The following is a 16,817-nucleotide window of genomic DNA, read 5'->3' as shown; positions in this document are numbered from 1 at the left end:
TGCCGGGGAGGGCCTCTCCGCGACGGTCACATGCTGTCGGGCGGGACGGGTGTGGCCTGGTGGTAGTACATCTGCCAGGGTGCGGCCGCACCCTGCTTGCGCCAGAGCGAACTCCGCCGCGCCCGGTTTCCGTCCAACGTGGTCTCGTAGGTGAGGTGCACCAGCCCGGGTGCCAGCAGGACACCGGTGACGTCCTAGGGCTCGTGGCGCGGACCGCCCTCTGCCGCACCGTCCAGCTCGGGCAACGCGGCGAGCATCTCCTCGTACGTCCACCGCCGCCCCGACGCGCCGACCTCCACGAAGTCCGGGGCCAGCAGCTGTCGGGCGAGCGAGCGCGACGCACGCACGCCGGGGTCCATGAGACGCAGCTCGCCCGCGATCGCCTCGCCCACCTCATCCGTCTCTCGGCTCATGCGGGCATCCTCGCCCAGGTGACCGAGCCTTCGCAGCCGAGTTGCCACGCGCAGAGCACGGCTCGTCGGTGGGGGCGCGCTCCGGTGACCGGCAGTTCGGGGCGGCAGAAGAGGGGCCGGTGAGCTGCCGCGGGGACTGCCCGGCGGGGTGGCGGGCGGTGCCTAGCGTGGGGGCACGGACTCCGCTCCGCATCCATTCCCCCGCCTGGAGGCTCCGCGATGCCCTCGACCGCCCCCACCGCCTCCGCCGTCCTGGACGGCGGCCCGGCGATCACCCCGGCGCCCCGTGTGCTCGACCGGATCGACGCCCGGGTCGCCGACGGCGCCGAGCGGCTCGCCCTGGTGCACGGCGAGCGCCGCATGACGTACGGGCAGCTCGCCCTCGCCGTGGCGTTCCGCTCCGAGGAGCTGGCTGCCGAGGGCGCCGGGCCCGGCAGGCTGGTGGCCGTGCACCGGCCGCGCGGGATCGACGCGGTCGTGGGGCTGCTGGCCGCCCTGCGGACCGGCGCCGCCTACCTGCCGCTGGACCCCGGCGCCCCGGCCGCCCGTACGGCCGCCATCCTGGCGGACTGCGCCGGCCAGGACGTCCGCCCGGTGCAGGGCGAGTTCACCCTCCCCGGTCCGGGCGTCCCGCAGGACGCCGCGTACGTGATCTACACCTCCGGCTCGACCGGAACCCCCAACGGGGTGGTCGTCGGGCAGGACGCCCTGGCCCACTTCACGGCCGGGGCGACCGTCCGCTACGGCATCACGGCCGGGGACCGGGTCCTGCAGTTCGCGCCGCTGCACTTCGACGCGAGCGTCGAGGAGGTGTTCCTGACGCTGGGCGCCGGGGCCACCCTCGTCCTGCGCGACGAGGAGATGCTGGACGTACCCGGGCTGCTGGCGGGGTGCGCCGCGCACGGGGTGACCGTACTGGACCTGCCCACGGCCTACTGGCACGAGCTGGCCCACGCCCTCGCCACCGGGATCGCCGAACTCCCCTCCACCGTGCGCACGGTGGTCATCGGCGGCGAGGCCGCGCTGCCCGAGCGGGTGGCGCAGTGGTGCCGGGCCGTGGACCCGGACCGGGTGCGGCTGCTGAACACGTACGGTCCGACCGAGGCCACCGTCGTCGCCACCGTCGCCGACCTCTCCCGGCACCCTGGCGGCCCGGTGCCGATCGGGGAGCCGCTGCCGGGCGTGCGCGCGGCCGTCGTGGACGGCGAGCTGTGGCTGCTCGGCGGAGGTCTGGCCCTCGGCTACCTCGGCCGGCCCGAGCTGACCGGGCGACGCTTCGCGGCGCTGGGCGCCGACCGCGCGTACCGGACCGGTGACGTGGTGTTCGTCCGGGAGGACGGGCAGCTCGGCTTCCGGGGGCGGGCCGACGACGAGGTCAAGATCAACGGCCACCGGGTGGACCCGGCGTCCGTGGAGTCGGTGCTCACCGGCCACCCGGGGGTCCGCGAGGCCGCCGTGGTGCCGCAGGAGACCGCGGACGGCGTGAAGCGGCTGGCCGCCTTCGTCGTCGCGGATCCGGGGGCGGATCCGGGGGCGGCTCCGGAGGTGGACGCCGACGCACTGCGCGCCCGGGTACGGGCCCACCTGCCCGCCGCCGCCGTGCCGTCGGTCATCACGCTGGTGGAGGCCCTGCCCCGGACCTCCTCCGGCAAGATCGACCGCAAGCTGCTGCGCGCCGCGCCCCCCGGCGACCGGGCCGCTGCCGCCGAGTCGGTGTTCGACGGGGCCCTGCTCCCCGCCGAGGACCGGATCCCGCTGTCCTTCGCGCAGCGCCGGCTGTGGTTCCTGGCCGGGCTGGAGGGCCCCTCGACGACCTACAACCTGCCGCTGGTGCTGCGACTGGACACCGTCCCCGACCGGGACGCACTGACCGCCGCCCTCGCCGACGTCGTGGAGCGCCACGAGGTGCTGCGCACGGTGTACCCGGCCGTCGACTCCGAGCCGTACCAGCACGTCCTGGACCCGCTTCCGGTCCCGCTCGCGGTACGGGAGTGCGCGCCGGGCGAACTGGACTCCCTGGTCGCGCTGTTCACCGCGGGCACCTTCGACCTGTCCTGCGAACTTCCCGTCCGCGCACGACTGTTCACCACGGGCGACGGCGGGGCCACCCTCGCCCTGCTGACCCACCACATCGCCACCGACGGCTGGTCGGTGGGCCCGCTGCTGCGCGATCTGGGCGGGGCGTACGCGGCGCGGCTGGCCGGCGCCGCCCCCGGCTGGGAGCCGCTGCCGGTGCAGTACGCCGACTACACCCTGTGGCAGCACGAACTCCTGGAGGATCCGGCCGCGTTGCTGGACCACTGGCGGGTCGCTCTGGACGGGATGCCGACCGTACTGGACCTGCCCGCCGACCGGCCCCGGCCGGCCGAGCCGACCGGGCGGGCCGGCGGGCTCACGGCGCGGCTGGACCCGGAGGCCTTCCGGCGGCTCGCCGCGCTCGGCGAGGAGCGGGGTGCCAGCCTCCTGATGGTCCTCCAGCCGGCCCTGGCCCAGGCGCTGGCCGCCGTCGGCGCGGGAACGGACGTCGCGATCGGAACCCCGGTCGCGGGACGCGGCGACGAGGCCCTCGACGGCCTCGTGGGGTTCTTCGTGAACACCCTTGTGCTGCGCACCGACGTATCGGGCGACGTCCCGTACGCGGCGCTCGTGGACCGGGCCCGGGACGCCGACCTGGCCGCCTACGCCCACCAGGAGCTGCCCTTCGACCTGCTGGTGGAAGACCTCGCCCCGGACCGCTCGCTCGCCGTCAACCCGTTCTTCCAGGTGATGCTGACCGCCCAGGAGCAGGACGCGCAGACCCCGGAGCCGGCCGGCCCGCTCACCGGCCGGTTCGTGGAAACGGGCCTGGAGGCCGCCAAGTTCGACCTCAGCGCCGCCTGCGTGGCCGCGGCGGACGGCGGCCTGGAGGTGTGGTGGCAGTACGCGGCGGACCTCTTCGACGAGGAGACGGCCCGGCTGCTGCTGGACGTGTTCGTACGGGCCCTGGCCCGGGCGGCGGCGGACCCCGACGGGCCGCCCTCAGCGAGCCCGCTGCTCGACGGGGCGGAGCTGCGGCGCCTCGCCGAGCGCCGGGCCCGCGTCGCCCTCGCCCGCGCCGCCGAGGCCGAAGCCGAAGCACTGCGCGCGGCGCAGGCCCCGCCCGCCGGGGGCTCCGCCGCCGAAGGGGTCCTCTGCTCGCTGTTCGCCGAGGTCATCGGCATCGACCGGGTGGCCCCGGACGACAACTTCTTCTCGGTCGGCGGCCATTCCATGATGGGCGTGCGGCTGGTGAACCGGATCCGTGCCGTGCTCGGCCTGGAGGCCCGGATCCGCGACCTGTTCCTCGCCCCGACCCCGGCCGGGCTGGCGCTGCGCCTCACCCGGGACGGTGCGGGCACCGGACGGGCGCCGCTGGTCCCGGTGGCGGACGCCGACCGGCCGGAGCGGGTACCGCTGTCGTACGCGCAGCGCCGGCTGTGGTTCGTCGACCAGCTGGAGGGCCCGAGCCGCTCCTACACCATCCCGTTCGCCCTGCGCCTGGACCGGCCGCTGGACCCGGCCGTGCTGGCCGAAGCCCTCGCCGACGTGGCCGGGCGGCACGAGGTGCTGCGCACCGTGTACCCGGCGGTGGACGGGCAGCCGTACCAGCAGGTGCTGGAGTCGGCACGGCCGGTGCTGGAGCAGGTCTCCGCTCCGCCCGGCGGGCTGGACGCGGCCGTCGACGCCGCGGCCGGGCACGTCTTCGACCTGGCGGCCGAACTCCCCTTCCGGGCCACCCTGATCGACCCCGCGGACACGGACGGGACCACGGATGGGACCACGGGCTCGAACACGGGCGAGAACACCGGCGAGAAGGGCGACGGGAACGGCGACGGGAACGGGCAGGTGCTGGTGCTGCTCGTGCACCACATCGCCGCCGACGGCTGGTCGACCGGCCCGCTCCTCGCCGACCTGGCCGCCGCCTACGGGGCCCGGCAGGACGGGCGGGCTCCCGGCTGGCAGCCGCTGCCCGTGCAGTACGCGGACTACACCCTGTGGGAGCGGGCAGCCCTCGACGGCGAGTCCGCCGCCGGGCACGTCGCCCATTGGAAGCAAGCCCTGGCCGGCGCGCCGCCGGTCCTCGAACTGACGGCGGCCCGTACCCGGCCCGCGGAGGCCACGCACCGGGGCGCGGCGACCCCGCTCGCCCTGGACGCCGGGACGCACGCCCGGCTGGAACGCCTCGCGCTCGACCACGGGGCCTCCGTGTTCATGGTGGTCCAGGCGGCCCTGGCGGCGACGCTGACCCGGCACGGCGCCGGCACCGACCTGCCGCTGGGCACGGTCGTGGCGGGGCGCGACGACGAGGCGCTGAACGACCTGGTCGGCTTCTTCGTCAACACGCTGGTGCTGCGCTGCGACACCTCCGGCGATCCCCGGTTCGCGGAACTCCTGGATCGGGTCAAGGACACCGACCTCGCCGCGTACGCCCACCAGGACCTCCCCTTCGACCTGGTGGTGGAGCGGCTCAACCCGGCGCGCTCCACGGCCCACCACCCCCTGGTGCAGGTCGTGGTGCAGGTCCATCCCGCGGAAGCGCCGGCTCCGGCGGACGCGGCGCTGGCCGGGACCCCGCTGGGGACGGCCTCCGGGTTCACCAAGTTCGACCTGACCGTGTCGCTGCGCGAGACGCGCACGGCGGACGGAGCCCCGGGCGGGCTGGAGGGCGTACTGGAGTACGCGACGGACCTCTACGACGAGGGGACGGCGGCCCAGCTGGCCGCGCACCTGGCCCGCACCCTGCGGGCGGTCGCCGAGGACCCCGCCCAGCGCATCGGGGACATCGCCCTCCTCTCCGCCGAGGAGGAGTTCCGCCTGGTCACCGAGTACAACGACACGGCGACCCCGCAGGCCGCGTGCGGGCTGGTCCACGAGCGGTTCGCCGCCCAGGCCCGCAGCACCCCGGACAGGACCGCCGTCTCGTACGAGGACGAGACCCTGAGCTACGCGGCCCTCGACGCCCGCGCCAACGCCCTCGCGCACCGGCTGCTGGCGGCCGGCGTGGCCCGGGACGGGGCGGTCGGCGTCCTGATGGACCGTACGCCGGACCTGCTGGTGGCGGCGCTCGCCGTGCTCAAGTGCGGGGCCGCCTACGTGCCGCTGGACCCGCGGCTGCCCGACGCCCGGGTGCGCATGGTCATGGAGGACGTGGCGGCGCGGGTGCTCCTGACGCAGGAATCGCACCGCGAGCGGCCCGCGGTGCTCCAGGAGGCGGCGGCCGGGGTCCTGGTGATGACCGCGGACCCGGCGCCGGACGGGGACGACGGGACCGGTCCGGAGGGGGCCGAGGCCGCCGGTGACGTGTCCGATCCGGGGATCGCCGTGGGCGAGGACGCCCTGATGTACGTGATGTTCACCTCCGGCTCGACCGGCCGCCCCAAGGGCGTCGGCGTCACCCACCGCAACGTGGTGGAGCTGGTCACCGACCGCTGCTGGAACCGGGCCAACCACCGCCGGATGCTGGTCCATTCGGCGATCGGCTTCGACGCGTCGACCTACGAGCTGTGGGTTCCGCTGCTGAACGGCGGCCAGCTGGTCATCGCCCCCGGCGACGGCACCGACGTGGCGGAGCTCGACCACACGGTCCGTACCCACGGCGTGAGCGCGGCCTACTTCACCATGGGCCTCTTCCACATCATGGCCGACGAGGGCCTGGACACCCTCAAGCTCCTCGACGAGGTCTGGACCGGCGGTGACGTGGCGTCCCCGAGCGCCCTCCAGCGGGTGATGGACCACTGCCCCGACACCACGCTCGTCCACTCCTACGGCCCGACCGAGACCACCTTCGCCTCGCACCAGCAGCGGATCCCGGCGGGACGGGGCACGCTCCCCGGCGTGTTCCTGGGGGCGGCCCTGGACAACACCCGGATCCACGTCCTCGACGAGCGGCTGCGGCCGGTCCCGATCGGAGTGGCCGGCGAGATGTACATCGCGGGCACCCAGGTGGCCCGCGGGTACCTGGGCCGGCCGGGGCTGACGGCCGAGCGGTTCGTCGCCGACCCGTTCGGCGGCGACGGCGGCCGGATGTACCGTACGGGCGACCTCGTGCACTGGACCCCCGAGGGCGAACTGCGGTTCGTGGGGCGGGCCGACGGCCAGATCAAGCTGCGCGGCTTCCGGATCGAGCCCGGGGAGATCGAGGCCACCCTGGCCCGCCACCCCGGCGTCGGGCAGGTCGCGGTGGTCGTCTTCGAGGACGGCCCCGGCGGCAAGCGGCTCGTCGCGTACGCCGTGCCGCGCGCGGGCCACGGCCTCGACGGCGAGGGCCTGTTGCGCTGGGCGGCGGGCGAACTCCCCGAGCACATGGTCCCGTCGGCGGCCGTGCTCCTCGACTCCATCCCGCTGACCGTCAACGGCAAGCCCGACCGCAAGGCCCTGCCGGCGCCGGCCCTCGGCGCACGCCCCTCGGGCCGGCCGCCGCGCAATCCGCGCGAGGAGATCCTGTGCACCCTGTTCGCCGAGGTGCTGGGCGTGGAAGGGGTGGGCATCGACGACAACTTCTTCGGGCTGGGCGGGCATTCGCTGCTCGGGGTGCGCCTGGTGAGCCGGATGCGGACCGTGCTCGGGCTGGAGCGCGGGGTGCGCGACCTGTTCCGCACCCCGACGGTCGCGGGCCTGCTGGGCGACGAGCCCAGCGGCTTCGACCCGATGGGCGTGGTGCTCCCGCTGAGCACCCGCGGGGCGCAACCGCCGCTGTTCTGCCTCCACCCCGGCACCGGGGTGGGCTGGCCGTACGCGGGCCTGGCCCAGCACCTGGGGCCGGACCAGCCGCTGTACGCGATCCAGGCACGGGCACTGAGCGAGCTGGGCCACTCGCCCGCGTCGGTGGAGGAGATGGTCGCGGACTACCTCCCGCTGATCCGGGAGGTCCAGCCGCACGGCCCGTACCGCTTCCTGGGCTGGTCCTTCGGCGGCACGGTCGCCCACGCCCTCGCCGTACGCCTGGCCGAACTCGGGGAGCGCACCGAGCTGCTGGCGATGATGGACGTCCATCTGCTGCCCACCGAGCCGGTGCGGCGGCGGATGACCCCGGCGCAGAAGAGGGACATGCTGGTCGGCGACGCCACGGACGAGCCGGCCGACGCCCCGTTCGACGTGGACGCGCTGATCGGCCTGGTACGGCTGAAGGACCCGGTGCTCGGGGCCTTCTCCGACGGGGAGATCCGCTCCGTGATCGGGGCCTCCATCAACCACGCCGAAATCATGAACCTGTACGCCCCGCGCCCGGTCGCCACCGACATGCTGTTCCTGGCGGCCATCGAGGACGGGGAAACGGAAAACACTCTCGCACAGCACTGGATTCCCTATGTGGAAGGCAGCGTCGAGAATCACATCATCGGGGTCCCGCACACCAGAATGGGTGAACCCGAACCACTTGCCCTGATCGGCCGTATTCTTTCCGAGAAATTGAGGAGCCTGTCATGACCAATCCTTTCGATGACACCGAGGGCACGTTCCACGTCGTGGTCAACACCGAGGGGCAGCACGCCCTGTGGCCCGACTTCGCCGACGTTCCCGCAGGCTGGGACGTGGTATGGGGTGCCGGCCCGCGGGCGGACGCCCTCGCCTACGTGGAGCGGAACTGGACGGACATCCGCCCCAAGAGCCTGGTCGCCCAGTACGCCTGACCCCCTCGTGAACTGTGAGGAAAACCGTGCCCCGCACCGCGGGGCACGGTTTTCCGTTTTCCTCCAAGGCATCCCGCCAGGAATTCCCACCGCCCCCATACTGCCGGTCCAACTTCCCCTCGACGGGGCCTGGTCTTCCTATATTCGTCCGTATGCGACGACGGAATGTGAAAATCCTTCTCACGGGTACGGCTTCGGATTCCCACACATGGAACCTGGTCTATCTGCAGCTGCTCCTGGAGGAGCTCGGGCACCCGGTCGGCAATCTGGGGCCTTGTGTGACGGACGAGCTGCTGACGGCGGCCTGCGCGGCCGAGGAGCCCGGCCTCGTGGTCATCAGCAGTGTCAACGGGCACGGCTACCGGGACGGGCTGAGCGCCGTGCGCGCCGTCCGCCGGGCCGGCCTGACCCTTCCCGTCGTCATCGGCGGCAAGCTCGGCGTGGCCGGCGCGGCCGACCCGGAGCAGCGCGCACGGCTCCTCGACGCGGGCTGCGACGCCGTCTTCGACGACGGCGACGTCACCGCGCTGAAGGCTTTCCTCGCCACGCTCGGGACGACCGCGCGGACCGGCCGGCACATCGTGCCGCGGGCCACCTCACAGGTCACCTCGCGGGCCGTCGCGCCGCGTGCGGCACAGGCCGCCGCCAGGCAGGGCGCCGCACGGCGGGCCGTCGCATGACCGCCGCCACGCTCGCCGCACCGAACGTGGCCGCCGCGCCCTCTCCTTCCGTTTCCCCGGCCTCCTTCGGCGGGTTCGTCGCGGACGCCGCCGCCTCCGGACAGCTGGTCGTCCAGCCGCGGATGGGCTTCGGCGATCCGCGCCGGATGCGGGCCGGCCTGGAACGCACGAAAGCCGCCGTCGCCACCACCGTCGGCACCCTCACCATCGACAGCTACACCCGGGTCGGCGACCACGCCGCGGCGCGCGACGCCCTCGCCGAGGGCACCCCGCTCAACGGCTACCCGATCGCCACCCACTCCGCCGAGCTCACCCGCAACCTCCTCGCGGGCGTGTTCGACACCGATTTCCCCGTCCAGGTACGGCACGGCTCGTCGCGGCCGGAGGCGATCGTCCGGGCGCTCGCCGCCGCCGGGCTGGACGCCACGGAGGGGGGACCGGTCTCGTACTGCCTGCCCTACGGCCGCACCCCGCTCGCCGAGTCCGTGAAGAACTGGGCGCACTGCTGCGAACTGCTCGCCTCCCTCGTCCAGGCGCCACGGGTGGCGCACGTGGAGAGCTTCGGCGGCTGCATGCTCGGCCAGCTGTGCCCGCCCGGGCTGCTGGTGGCCATCAGCCTGCTGGAGGGCCTGTTCTTCGTCCGGCACGGCATCCGCAGCGTGTCCCTCAGCTACGCGCAGCAGACCGACCCCGCGCAGGACGCGGAGGCGGTACGGGCGCTGCGCCGGCTCGCCGCGGAGTTCCTGCCTCCCGAGGTGGACCGGCACGTCGTCCTCTACACCTACATGGGCGTCTTCCCGCACACCGAGCGCGGCGCCACCCGCCTGCTGGAGGCCTCGGCACGCCTTGCGGTGACCTCGGGTGCGCAGCGGCTGATCGTCAAGACGGCCGCCGAGGCGCACCGGATCCCCACCGTGCTGGAGAACGTCCGCGCCCTGGAGACGGCCGCGGCGACGGCCGCGCTGGCCGGGCGGCCGAGCGGGGCGGCGCGGCCGGCGGACACCGAGGTGTACCGGGAGGCCCGGGCCTTCGTGGAGGCCGTCCTCGAACTCGGCGAGGACCTCGGGAAGGCCCTGCGCACCGCTTTCGCGCGGGGGGTCCTGGACGTCCCGTACTGCCTGCACCCCGACAACGCCGGGCGTTCGCGCAGCTTCGTCGACGCGGACGGACGGCTGCGCTGGTCCGAGACGGGCGCGATGCCGCTCACCCCCCACCCGGTGCCGGGCGGGAGCGTGCCGGCGTCCGTGCGGTCGATGACCTCGGACGGGCTGCTGGCGGCGCTGGGCCGGGTGGCCTCCCAGTACGACGGCCCGCCGGCGCCCGGTTCCGGGGCCGCGAGCGGAGCCCTGGCCGGGGCCCGCGCAGCCCGGGCCCCCGCGTGAACCGCTCCGACCACGCCGCGCGCGGGACCGGTCCCGTGACGCGCGCACCCGTACACCACCCACCACACACAGGAAAAGGAACAGGAGCCGACATGGACCTCTCGACCCCTCCCCCGCTGGGTGAGCACCTGCGCTCGCCGCAGCTGCGGTCCGCGATGCTCGTCCAGCAGGAAGTCCTGCACGCGGCGCGGCAGTTCCTGCGCGGCGAGGGCTTCGTGGAACTGCTGCCGCCCCTGGTGGGCCCGGTCACCGACCCGGGCGGACGCGGCGCGAAGGCGCTGGACGTCGACTACTACGGTCAGCCCTACAAGCTGATGACGAGCGCGATCCTCTACAAGCAGGCTTCCCTGAAGGGCTTTCCGCGCCTCTTCTACATCGCCCCGAACGTCCGTGTGGAGCCCCCCGAGACCGCGGGCACGGGCCGCCACCTGGTGGAGTTCCACCAGATCGACGTGGAGATGGCGGGCGGCAGCCGGGCCGACGCCCAGGAGATCGCGGCGGGCCTGCTGACCAGCGTGGTCGACCACGTGTGGACGGCCGTCCCGGAGGTGCTCCGTGAACTGGGCCGGGAAGAGCTGGACTTCGCGGAGCTGCGGTCCGGGAAGTTCGACTCCTGCACGCACGAGGAGGCAGTGTCTCGGCTGATCGGGCGGGGACACCCGCAGAGCCCGGACGCGGAGATCGACTGGGAGGGCGAGAGGGTGCTCTCCCTGGAGGCCGACCGGCCCTTCTTCATCGACGACTACCCGAAGGGCTCGCGCGGCTTCTACGACCGCGAGGACCCCGAACGCCCGGGCGTGCTCCGCAACTTCGACCTGATCGCGCACGGCGGATACGGCGAACTGGTCAGCGGCAGCGAGCGGGAGTCGGGCTACGCGGCGATCGTGACCCGGATGCGTGAGAGCGGCGAGAACCCGGCCAAGTACGCCTGGTACCTGGAGCTGGCCCGCGAGGGCATCGAGCCCAGCGCCGGCTTCGGCATGGGGCTGCAGCGACTGGTGCGGTACCTGACCGGGCTCGACGCCCTCTGGCAGGTCAGCGCCTACCCGAAGCTGCCGGGGGTGATCGCGCCGTGAGCTCACTGGGTGCGCCGGGCTTCCCGGAGCGGGCGGTACGGGCCAGGGCCCGGCTGGGCACGGCCGAGGTGTTCCCGGCGGCGGACGCCTACGGGGCGGAACTCTTCGGGGCGACGGCCGGCGGGTACGGGGCCGACGGGTACGGAGCCGGCGGGTACGCGGCCGACGGGTACGCGGCCGGTCCTGCGGGAGCCTCCCCCGACGCGTTGGACGCGCTGCGGATCACGCCGCCGGTGTTCATGCCGCGGCGGCTGGAGAAGCTGATCGACCTGGGCCGCGAGCCCTCGTACGAGGACGTGGACCTGGACACGTCGATCGGCGGTTTCACGGCCCGGCTGCCGCTGTACCTCTCGGCGTTCGGCTCCACCCGGGCCGGCAGCGGCGACCTCGGGGTGGCGGCGGGCCGGCAGGCGGCGCGGCTCGGGATCCCGATGGTGATCGGCGAGAACATGGTGCCGGTGCACGGCTACGCCCGCGGCGGTGACGGCGGGGCGACCCGCTCTGCCCTGCTGGAACGGGTGGCCGCCTACGCGGAGTCCGTCCCGGACGGGGTCGGCGGCGTCGTCGTCCAGCAGTCCACCGAGGACGCCGACTCCGAGGTCTGGAACCTGCTCTACAGCGACCCGGGGACCCGGCCGCTGCGCGACTCGGGCCGGCTCGGCTTCGAACTCAAGGTGGGCCAGGGCGCCAAGCCCGGACTCGGCGGAATGACGGTAGTGGGCGCGGCGGAAGCGGGCAGGCTGGCCGGGCAGTTCGCCGTACGCGACCTCCTGGGCGACGGCGACGGCAACGGCAACGCCGGCGGCGAAGGCAGGCGGCTGCGGTGTGCCACGCCCGGCACCTTCACCGAGGAGATCGTCCGCCAGCAGCTGCGGTTCATGCGGAACAACTTCCCGCTGGCCCGAACCTGGGTGAAGTTCCACCCGGGCCGGGACATCGCGGCGGCCGCCGCCACCGCGTGGGCGGCGGGCGCCGACGCGGTCACGGTGGACGGAGCCGAGGGCGGCACCGGCTGGGCGCCGCGGGTGTTCCTGGACCAGGTGGGACTGCCGCTCGGGGAGTGCCTGCGGCGGATCGGCCGGCCGGCCGGGGACCTGCTCGCCTCCGGCCGGATCTGGGAGGGCGGCCGGGCGGTACGGGCCCTGGCCCTGGGGGCGACCGCGGTGGGCCTGGGCCGGGCGGCGCTTCTGGCGGTGGACGAGGACCCCGAGTCGGGCCTGGTCCGGCTGGTCGAGGCCCTGGCGCTGGAGCTGCGGCTGCTGGTCAGCGCGCTCGGGAAGTACCGTGTCGCCGATCTGGACCCGGCGGACCTGTGGTCCCCGGAGGTCCCGGTGCCGGGAGCCGTGCCGGCCGTGCCGCTCGGGAGCCCGTCATGAGGCGGCCCGGCCCGGCCCGTCAGGCCGTTCCCGCCGCCGTCGGCCCGGTACCCGATCGGGCCGCCCCGCGCCCCGTGCCGGGCGGCCGGCCCGCGGGGCCGCGCGGGCGCCGCCGGAGGGCGGCGTGCGTCCGGGGGCGGTTCCGGCTCTCGGAGCTACCGGGGGTCGACGCGACCACCCTCCCCGCGGCCGGCCCGGCCGCCACCAGCGCTGCGGCCACGGCCGCGTACCGGGCGCTCGGAGCGGCCGGCCTCGGACACCTCGGGGGCCGCCTGGAACTGCGGACGTACGGCGGCGCACCCCGCAGCACCGACCTGGCGCGCGCCGCACGCCGGGCCGTGGCCACCGCCCTCGACGGCCTCCACCACCGCGGCGACCGGCGATGAACGACCCCGTCCCTCCCCCAGCCCACACAGAGAACAGGTGCACCATGGACACCCCCGCACAGCAGGCTCCGCAGTCCTCCCGACCGGTCCAGTGGGGCCGGGTCGGCTCCCTCGTCGGCGGCCAGGCCTCCGTGCAGCTCGGGAGCTTCGCCCTGCTCATCGCCATGAACTGGACCGCCGTCGAGCTGGGCGGGACCCGTGCGGTCACCCTGCTGATGCTCGCCGCCACCGTGCCCCGCGCCCTCATGCTGATCTTCGGCGGGGCGGTGGCCGACACCCTCGGGCCGCGTTTCATCCTCCTGCGCACCACGGCCGCCCGCGTCGTCCTGCTCGCCGTGGGCGCAGCCGTCACCGCCACCACCCAACAGCTGTGGCCGCTGGTGGTGATCGCGCTGATCGAGGGGGTCCTCCTGGGCCTCGCCGGGCCGGCGTCCGGCGTCCTGCTGCCGATGTTCGCCCGCGGCGACCAGCTGGCCCGCGCGAACTCCCTCTACTCGATGGTGCTGCGCGTCGCTCCCATCCTCGGCGCACCGGCCGGAGCGCTCCTGATCACCGTCGGCGAACTGTGGCTGGCGATGCTGGTCGGCGCCGTCACCGGGGCGATCTGGCTCGGCTGCCTGCTGCACGTCACCCACGGGTTCGTCCGCCCGAAGCCGGAGCCCGGCGTCTCCCTGGTCAAGCGCTCCGGCGACGGTTTCCGGCTGCTCGCCGCCCACCCCCGGCTGCGCTGGATGTTCGTCGCCGCCCTCTGCCTCGACCTGGCCTTCAGCTGGCCCGCGGAGGTGGCGCTGCCGCTGCTGGTCTCCGAACGCGGCTGGGGCGTGAGCGCCGTGGGCGTCGTGCTGGCGGCCTTCAGCGTGGGCGCGCTCGGCTCCAGCGCGGTGGGCGCCGCGATGGCGCACCGCATCCCGATGTTCGTGCGCCTCGTCGTCACCGGCGCCGGCCTCGCCGCGGGAATCCTCGTGATGGCCCTGATGCCCTCCGTGGTCTCGCTGACCGCCGTCGCCGCCGGGGTGGGACTGCTGTCCGGCCTCAACGGCCCCGCGATCGTGACCCTGTACCAGCAGTCGGCCCCCGAGGACCGGATGGGCGCGGCGATGTCCACGCTCGCCCTGGCCGGGATCGGCACCGCCCCCATCTCCATCGCCGTCTTCAGCTCGCTCTCCCTCGTCCTCGGCGTCCAGACCACGTGGCTGCTGTGCGGCGCGATCGCCTTCGTCTCCCCGGTGGCGGCGGTACTCGCCCTGCGCCACCCCGCGCGGGCCGAGGAGCCGGCGCCGGTGGAGCAGCTCCCCGTCCCCGCGGCCGCCTGAGGAGGTCCCCATGTCTGTGCTCACGCAGCAACTCCTGCTCCCCCAGAGGCTGTCGGACCCCGGTCCGGCGCAGGCAGTCCTGGTGGCCGCGAGCCCGCAGCTGTGGCTCGTGGACACCACGGACTACCGCGTCCACGCCGCCCGGCACGCCCCCGGCACCCTGGACGCCCAAGAGCTGGCCCGCGCGGCCGAGTTCGTCCAGGCCGCCGACCGTGACGCGTACGTCTGCGCACACGTCGCGCTGCGGCGGCTGCTCGGCGCGTACCTGGGCATCGTCCCGCGCGAGGTCACCGTCGAGCGGGCTCCGTGCGCACACTGCGACGAGCCGCACGGGCGCCCCGTGCTCCCGGGCGGGGCCCTGCACTTCTCGCTCTCGCACTGCACCGGCATCAGCCTGCTGGCCTTCGCGACCGCCCCGGTCGGGGTGGACGTGGAGGAGCTGGTGGCACCGCGGACCATCCCGGAGCTGGCCGACGTCCTGCACCCCCGGGAGGCCGCCGAACTGGCGGCCCTCTCCCCCGGGGAGCGCTCGGAGGCCTTCACCCGGGTCTGGACCCGCAAGGAGGCCTACCTCAAAGGACTGGGGGTCGGGCTGTCGGAGAACCCGGCCGCGGACTACGTCGGTTCGGGCGCGGTGCCGGCCCGCCTGCCGGGATGGACCCTGACCGACGTCCTGGTCCCGGCCGGCCACTGCGCGGCCCTCGCACTGCACACGCCGTGACAGCCGGCCCCCGGGGCGGCGCGGCCGACCGCCCCGGCCCGGACCTCGTCCGCAAGGTCGGAGCCGGGGCTCCGCCCGCCGGAGAGGAAGTCCCGGAACACCCGCGAGGAACGCGGGTTCTGCCCGCACTGCCACACGCCGTGCGGGCAGAAGTCCGTGATGCTGTGGTAGAGCGGCCGGTGCTCCTCGATCCACTCAAGCATGCGCCGCACGTACTCGGGGTTGTCGCCGTGCCGGAACAGCCCCCACTCGGGGTACGAGATCTCCTTGCCGTGGGCCCTGGCGAAATCGACCTGCTGCCGCAGTCCGTAAGGCTGGGTGACCTGCTCGTCGAAGGTCCGGCCGGGTTCCTGGTCGTACGAGTCCATCCCGACGACATCGACGACGTCGTCGCCCGGGTAGCACCGGGTCCACGCGATCGCGTCACCGCCGCGGTTGGGGGCGAAGTCGAAGCGGAAGTCCTGCCCCTTCACGGAGCGCATGGCGGCCACGATGCGCCGCCAGTACTTCTTCCAGTTCTCGGGGTCGGGCCGGCACCGGTGGGTGTAGTCGAAGCCGTTCATCTCCCAGCCGAGCACGATCACCGTGTCCGGCACGTCGAGGTCGACCAGGCGCTCGGCCAGCCGCCGGAAGTGCTGGTCGTGAGTGCCCCGCGCACCGGCGCGGATCAGCTCGGCGACCCTGGCGTCGGGGAGGCGGGCCTCGTTGCGCTCCTGCATGGGCACGTTCAGGACGAACAGCCGGTCGGCCCTCTCGTTGCGCCACCGCGCCCACGTGCGCAGGGAATCGGGTGCCCCCTCGATGTTCGCCCAGGTGTCGCCCGGCAGGTAGGTGTGCCCGGCGCGCAGCTCGGTACCCCCGAGCCAGCGCGAGAGCTCCTGCATCCGCTCGACGCCGGGCGATCCGTAGTGCAGGTAGGCGCCCAGCGCGACCTCGCCCCCGGCACGTGTGCCGGAGTCCTGCCCGTGCGGCGTCTGGACGCCCTGGGCGCCCCCGGTCAGGAGCAGAGCGACGGCGGCCGTAGTCGCGCAGACCCCCGCCAGCAAGCTGCGTCGACGGGACATGGCACCTCCACAAGCTGCGCGAGCACCGATGTGACCGATGTGTCTGGCAGCGACGTTAGGCATCTCATCCGATGCGCGGCCTGTCCAGTGTCCCGATGCTGGGCCATTCGCCGCAGCCACCCGCGCCCGCTTGACCCGAACGGATGAAGCCTCACCGGCACACCGGGCGGGCGCCGGACACGGGTGCCCGACGGCGCACGGCCGGGCACACGGTTCCCGCTGCCCGGAACCGTTCCGGTAGCGTGAGCGGATGATCTCCGGTGACACCCTCCTCGAGCGGCTGCGGGAGCTGGCCGCCCGAGTCCCGTTCGACCTCGCGGTACAACCCGGCGCCACGGCTGCCGACTTCGACCGCTGGCCCGTCCCGGTGCCGTCAGAGGTCCGCGAACTGCTGGGCCGGCTCGGCGGCTTCGCCGTGCCGCCGGTGGAGTTCACGCTGACCGGCCACCCACGCCAGGCCGGCGACCACGGCCTGCCGCACCCCCACTGGCTGGTCACCGACGACGGAGGCGGCGGCGTCACCTGGGTCGACATCGAGGCCGACGGCCGGTGGGGTCAGGTCCTGATGCAGTACCGCGAGGGCGGCCTCCACGTCGAGGCCGACTCGCTGCCGCACTGGCTCGACCGGCTCATCGCCACGGCGGAGGAACTGGTCGAGCAGACCGGCTTCGAGGAGGGCGTCCAGCCGTACGCCGACGACTTCTGGGACCTCCTGCAGCTGGACGGCCCCGAGCTGCCGCTGCACCCCGCTGCCGAGCTC

11 protein-coding genes and 1 pseudogene are annotated in these 16,817 nt (G+C 74.4%); 10 read left to right on the top strand and 2 right to left on the bottom strand.

From position 1 onward, the window contains the following. Positions 1 to 26: 26 nt before the first annotated feature. A pseudogene (locus ACFWBW_RS34615) lies at positions 27 to 413 on the bottom strand (DUF4440 domain-containing protein). 219 nt (positions 414 to 632) lie between these two features. Between ACFWBW_RS34615 and ACFWBW_RS34610 the strand changes: the two are divergent. From ACFWBW_RS34610 to ACFWBW_RS34570, 9 genes are all read left to right on the top strand, one after another. Next, positions 633 to 7,856, top strand: coding sequence for an amino acid adenylation domain-containing protein (locus tag ACFWBW_RS34610; protein ID WP_385381352.1), 7,224 nt, complete (start codon positions 633 to 635; stop codon positions 7,854 to 7,856). After that, the gene (locus ACFWBW_RS34605; protein ID WP_385381349.1) at positions 7,853 to 8,059 is read left to right on the top strand and encodes an MbtH family protein; all 207 of its coding nucleotides are present in this window, start codon (positions 7,853 to 7,855) and stop codon (positions 8,057 to 8,059) included. Before ACFWBW_RS34610 ends, ACFWBW_RS34605 begins: the two co-directional genes overlap by 4 nt. Before the next feature lie 152 nt (positions 8,060 to 8,211). Beyond that, positions 8,212 to 8,739: a cobalamin B12-binding domain-containing protein gene (locus ACFWBW_RS34600; protein ID WP_385381346.1), complete on the top strand. Its 528-nt coding sequence runs from the start codon at positions 8,212 to 8,214 to the stop codon at positions 8,737 to 8,739. Then, positions 8,736 to 10,121: a methylaspartate mutase gene (locus ACFWBW_RS34595; RefSeq protein ID WP_385381343.1), complete on the top strand. Its 1,386-nt coding sequence runs from the start codon at positions 8,736 to 8,738 to the stop codon at positions 10,119 to 10,121. The genes ACFWBW_RS34600 and ACFWBW_RS34595 overlap by 4 nt, the downstream gene beginning before the upstream one ends. 92 nt (positions 10,122 to 10,213) lie before the next feature. Further along, complete coding sequence (locus tag ACFWBW_RS34590; RefSeq protein ID WP_385381340.1) at positions 10,214 to 11,197, top strand: asparagine synthetase A; 984 nt, start codon at positions 10,214 to 10,216, stop codon at positions 11,195 to 11,197. Continuing rightward, positions 11,194 to 12,573 (top strand): glutamate synthase-related protein, encoded by a 1,380-nt coding sequence (locus tag ACFWBW_RS34585; RefSeq protein WP_385381337.1) that lies wholly within the window; start codon positions 11,194 to 11,196, stop codon positions 12,571 to 12,573. Before ACFWBW_RS34590 ends, ACFWBW_RS34585 begins: the two co-directional genes overlap by 4 nt. After that, on the top strand, positions 12,570 to 12,959 hold the full coding sequence (locus ACFWBW_RS34580) for a hypothetical protein (protein ID WP_385381334.1): 390 nt from the start codon (positions 12,570 to 12,572) through the stop codon (positions 12,957 to 12,959). The genes ACFWBW_RS34585 and ACFWBW_RS34580 overlap by 4 nt, the downstream gene beginning before the upstream one ends. A 44-nt stretch (positions 12,960 to 13,003) precedes the next feature. Beyond that, on the top strand, positions 13,004 to 14,272 hold the full coding sequence (locus tag ACFWBW_RS34575; RefSeq protein WP_385381331.1) for an MFS transporter: 1,269 nt from the start codon (positions 13,004 to 13,006) through the stop codon (positions 14,270 to 14,272). A gap of 10 nt (positions 14,273 to 14,282) precedes the next feature. Next, positions 14,283 to 14,993: a 4'-phosphopantetheinyl transferase family protein gene (locus ACFWBW_RS34570; RefSeq protein WP_385381328.1), complete on the top strand. Its 711-nt coding sequence runs from the start codon at positions 14,283 to 14,285 to the stop codon at positions 14,991 to 14,993. Here the strand turns inward: ACFWBW_RS34570 and ACFWBW_RS34565 are convergent. Further along, a complete protein-coding gene (locus ACFWBW_RS34565; protein WP_385381326.1) occupies positions 14,888 to 16,057 on the bottom strand; it encodes a glycosyl hydrolase in 1,170 nt (389 codons plus the stop codon). The genes ACFWBW_RS34570 and ACFWBW_RS34565 overlap by 106 nt on opposite strands. Positions 16,058 to 16,307: 250 nt before the next feature. Between ACFWBW_RS34565 and ACFWBW_RS34560 the strand changes: the two genes are divergently transcribed. Further along, the coding region (locus tag ACFWBW_RS34560; protein WP_385381323.1) for an SMI1/KNR4 family protein at positions 16,308 to 16,817 on the top strand (510 nt) is incomplete at its 3' end.

It is taken from the genome of Streptomyces sp. NPDC059957 (assembly GCF_042730015.1).
Classification (GTDB): domain Bacteria; phylum Actinomycetota; class Actinomycetes; order Streptomycetales; family Streptomycetaceae; genus Streptomyces.
The sequence above is the reverse complement of the archived record's forward strand: the minus strand, read 5'-3'. Positions and strand labels throughout refer to the sequence as shown.

What these genes read in the sequence shown, in the direction of transcription:
- ACFWBW_RS34590 (WP_385381340.1), top strand. Translation starts at nt 10,214, where the DNA reads ATGGACCTCTCGACCCCTCCCCCGCTGGGTGAGCACCTGCGCTCGCCG.
- ACFWBW_RS34570 (WP_385381328.1), top strand. Translation starts at nt 14,283, where the DNA reads ATGTCTGTGCTCACGCAGCAACTCCTGCTCCCCCAGAGGCTGTCGGAC.
- ACFWBW_RS34595 (WP_385381343.1), top strand. Translation starts at nt 8,736, where the DNA reads ATGACCGCCGCCACGCTCGCCGCACCGAACGTGGCCGCCGCGCCCTCT.
- ACFWBW_RS34575 (WP_385381331.1), top strand. Translation starts at nt 13,004, where the DNA reads ATGGACACCCCCGCACAGCAGGCTCCGCAGTCCTCCCGACCGGTCCAG.
- ACFWBW_RS34605 (WP_385381349.1), top strand. Translation starts at nt 7,853, where the DNA reads ATGACCAATCCTTTCGATGACACCGAGGGCACGTTCCACGTCGTGGTC.
- ACFWBW_RS34565 (WP_385381326.1), bottom strand. Translation starts at nt 16,057, where the DNA reads ATGTCCCGTCGACGCAGCTTGCTGGCGGGGGTCTGCGCGACTACGGCC.
- ACFWBW_RS34600 (WP_385381346.1), top strand. Translation starts at nt 8,212, where the DNA reads ATGCGACGACGGAATGTGAAAATCCTTCTCACGGGTACGGCTTCGGAT.
- ACFWBW_RS34580 (WP_385381334.1), top strand. Translation starts at nt 12,570, where the DNA reads ATGAGGCGGCCCGGCCCGGCCCGTCAGGCCGTTCCCGCCGCCGTCGGC.
- ACFWBW_RS34610 (WP_385381352.1), top strand. Translation starts at nt 633, where the DNA reads ATGCCCTCGACCGCCCCCACCGCCTCCGCCGTCCTGGACGGCGGCCCG.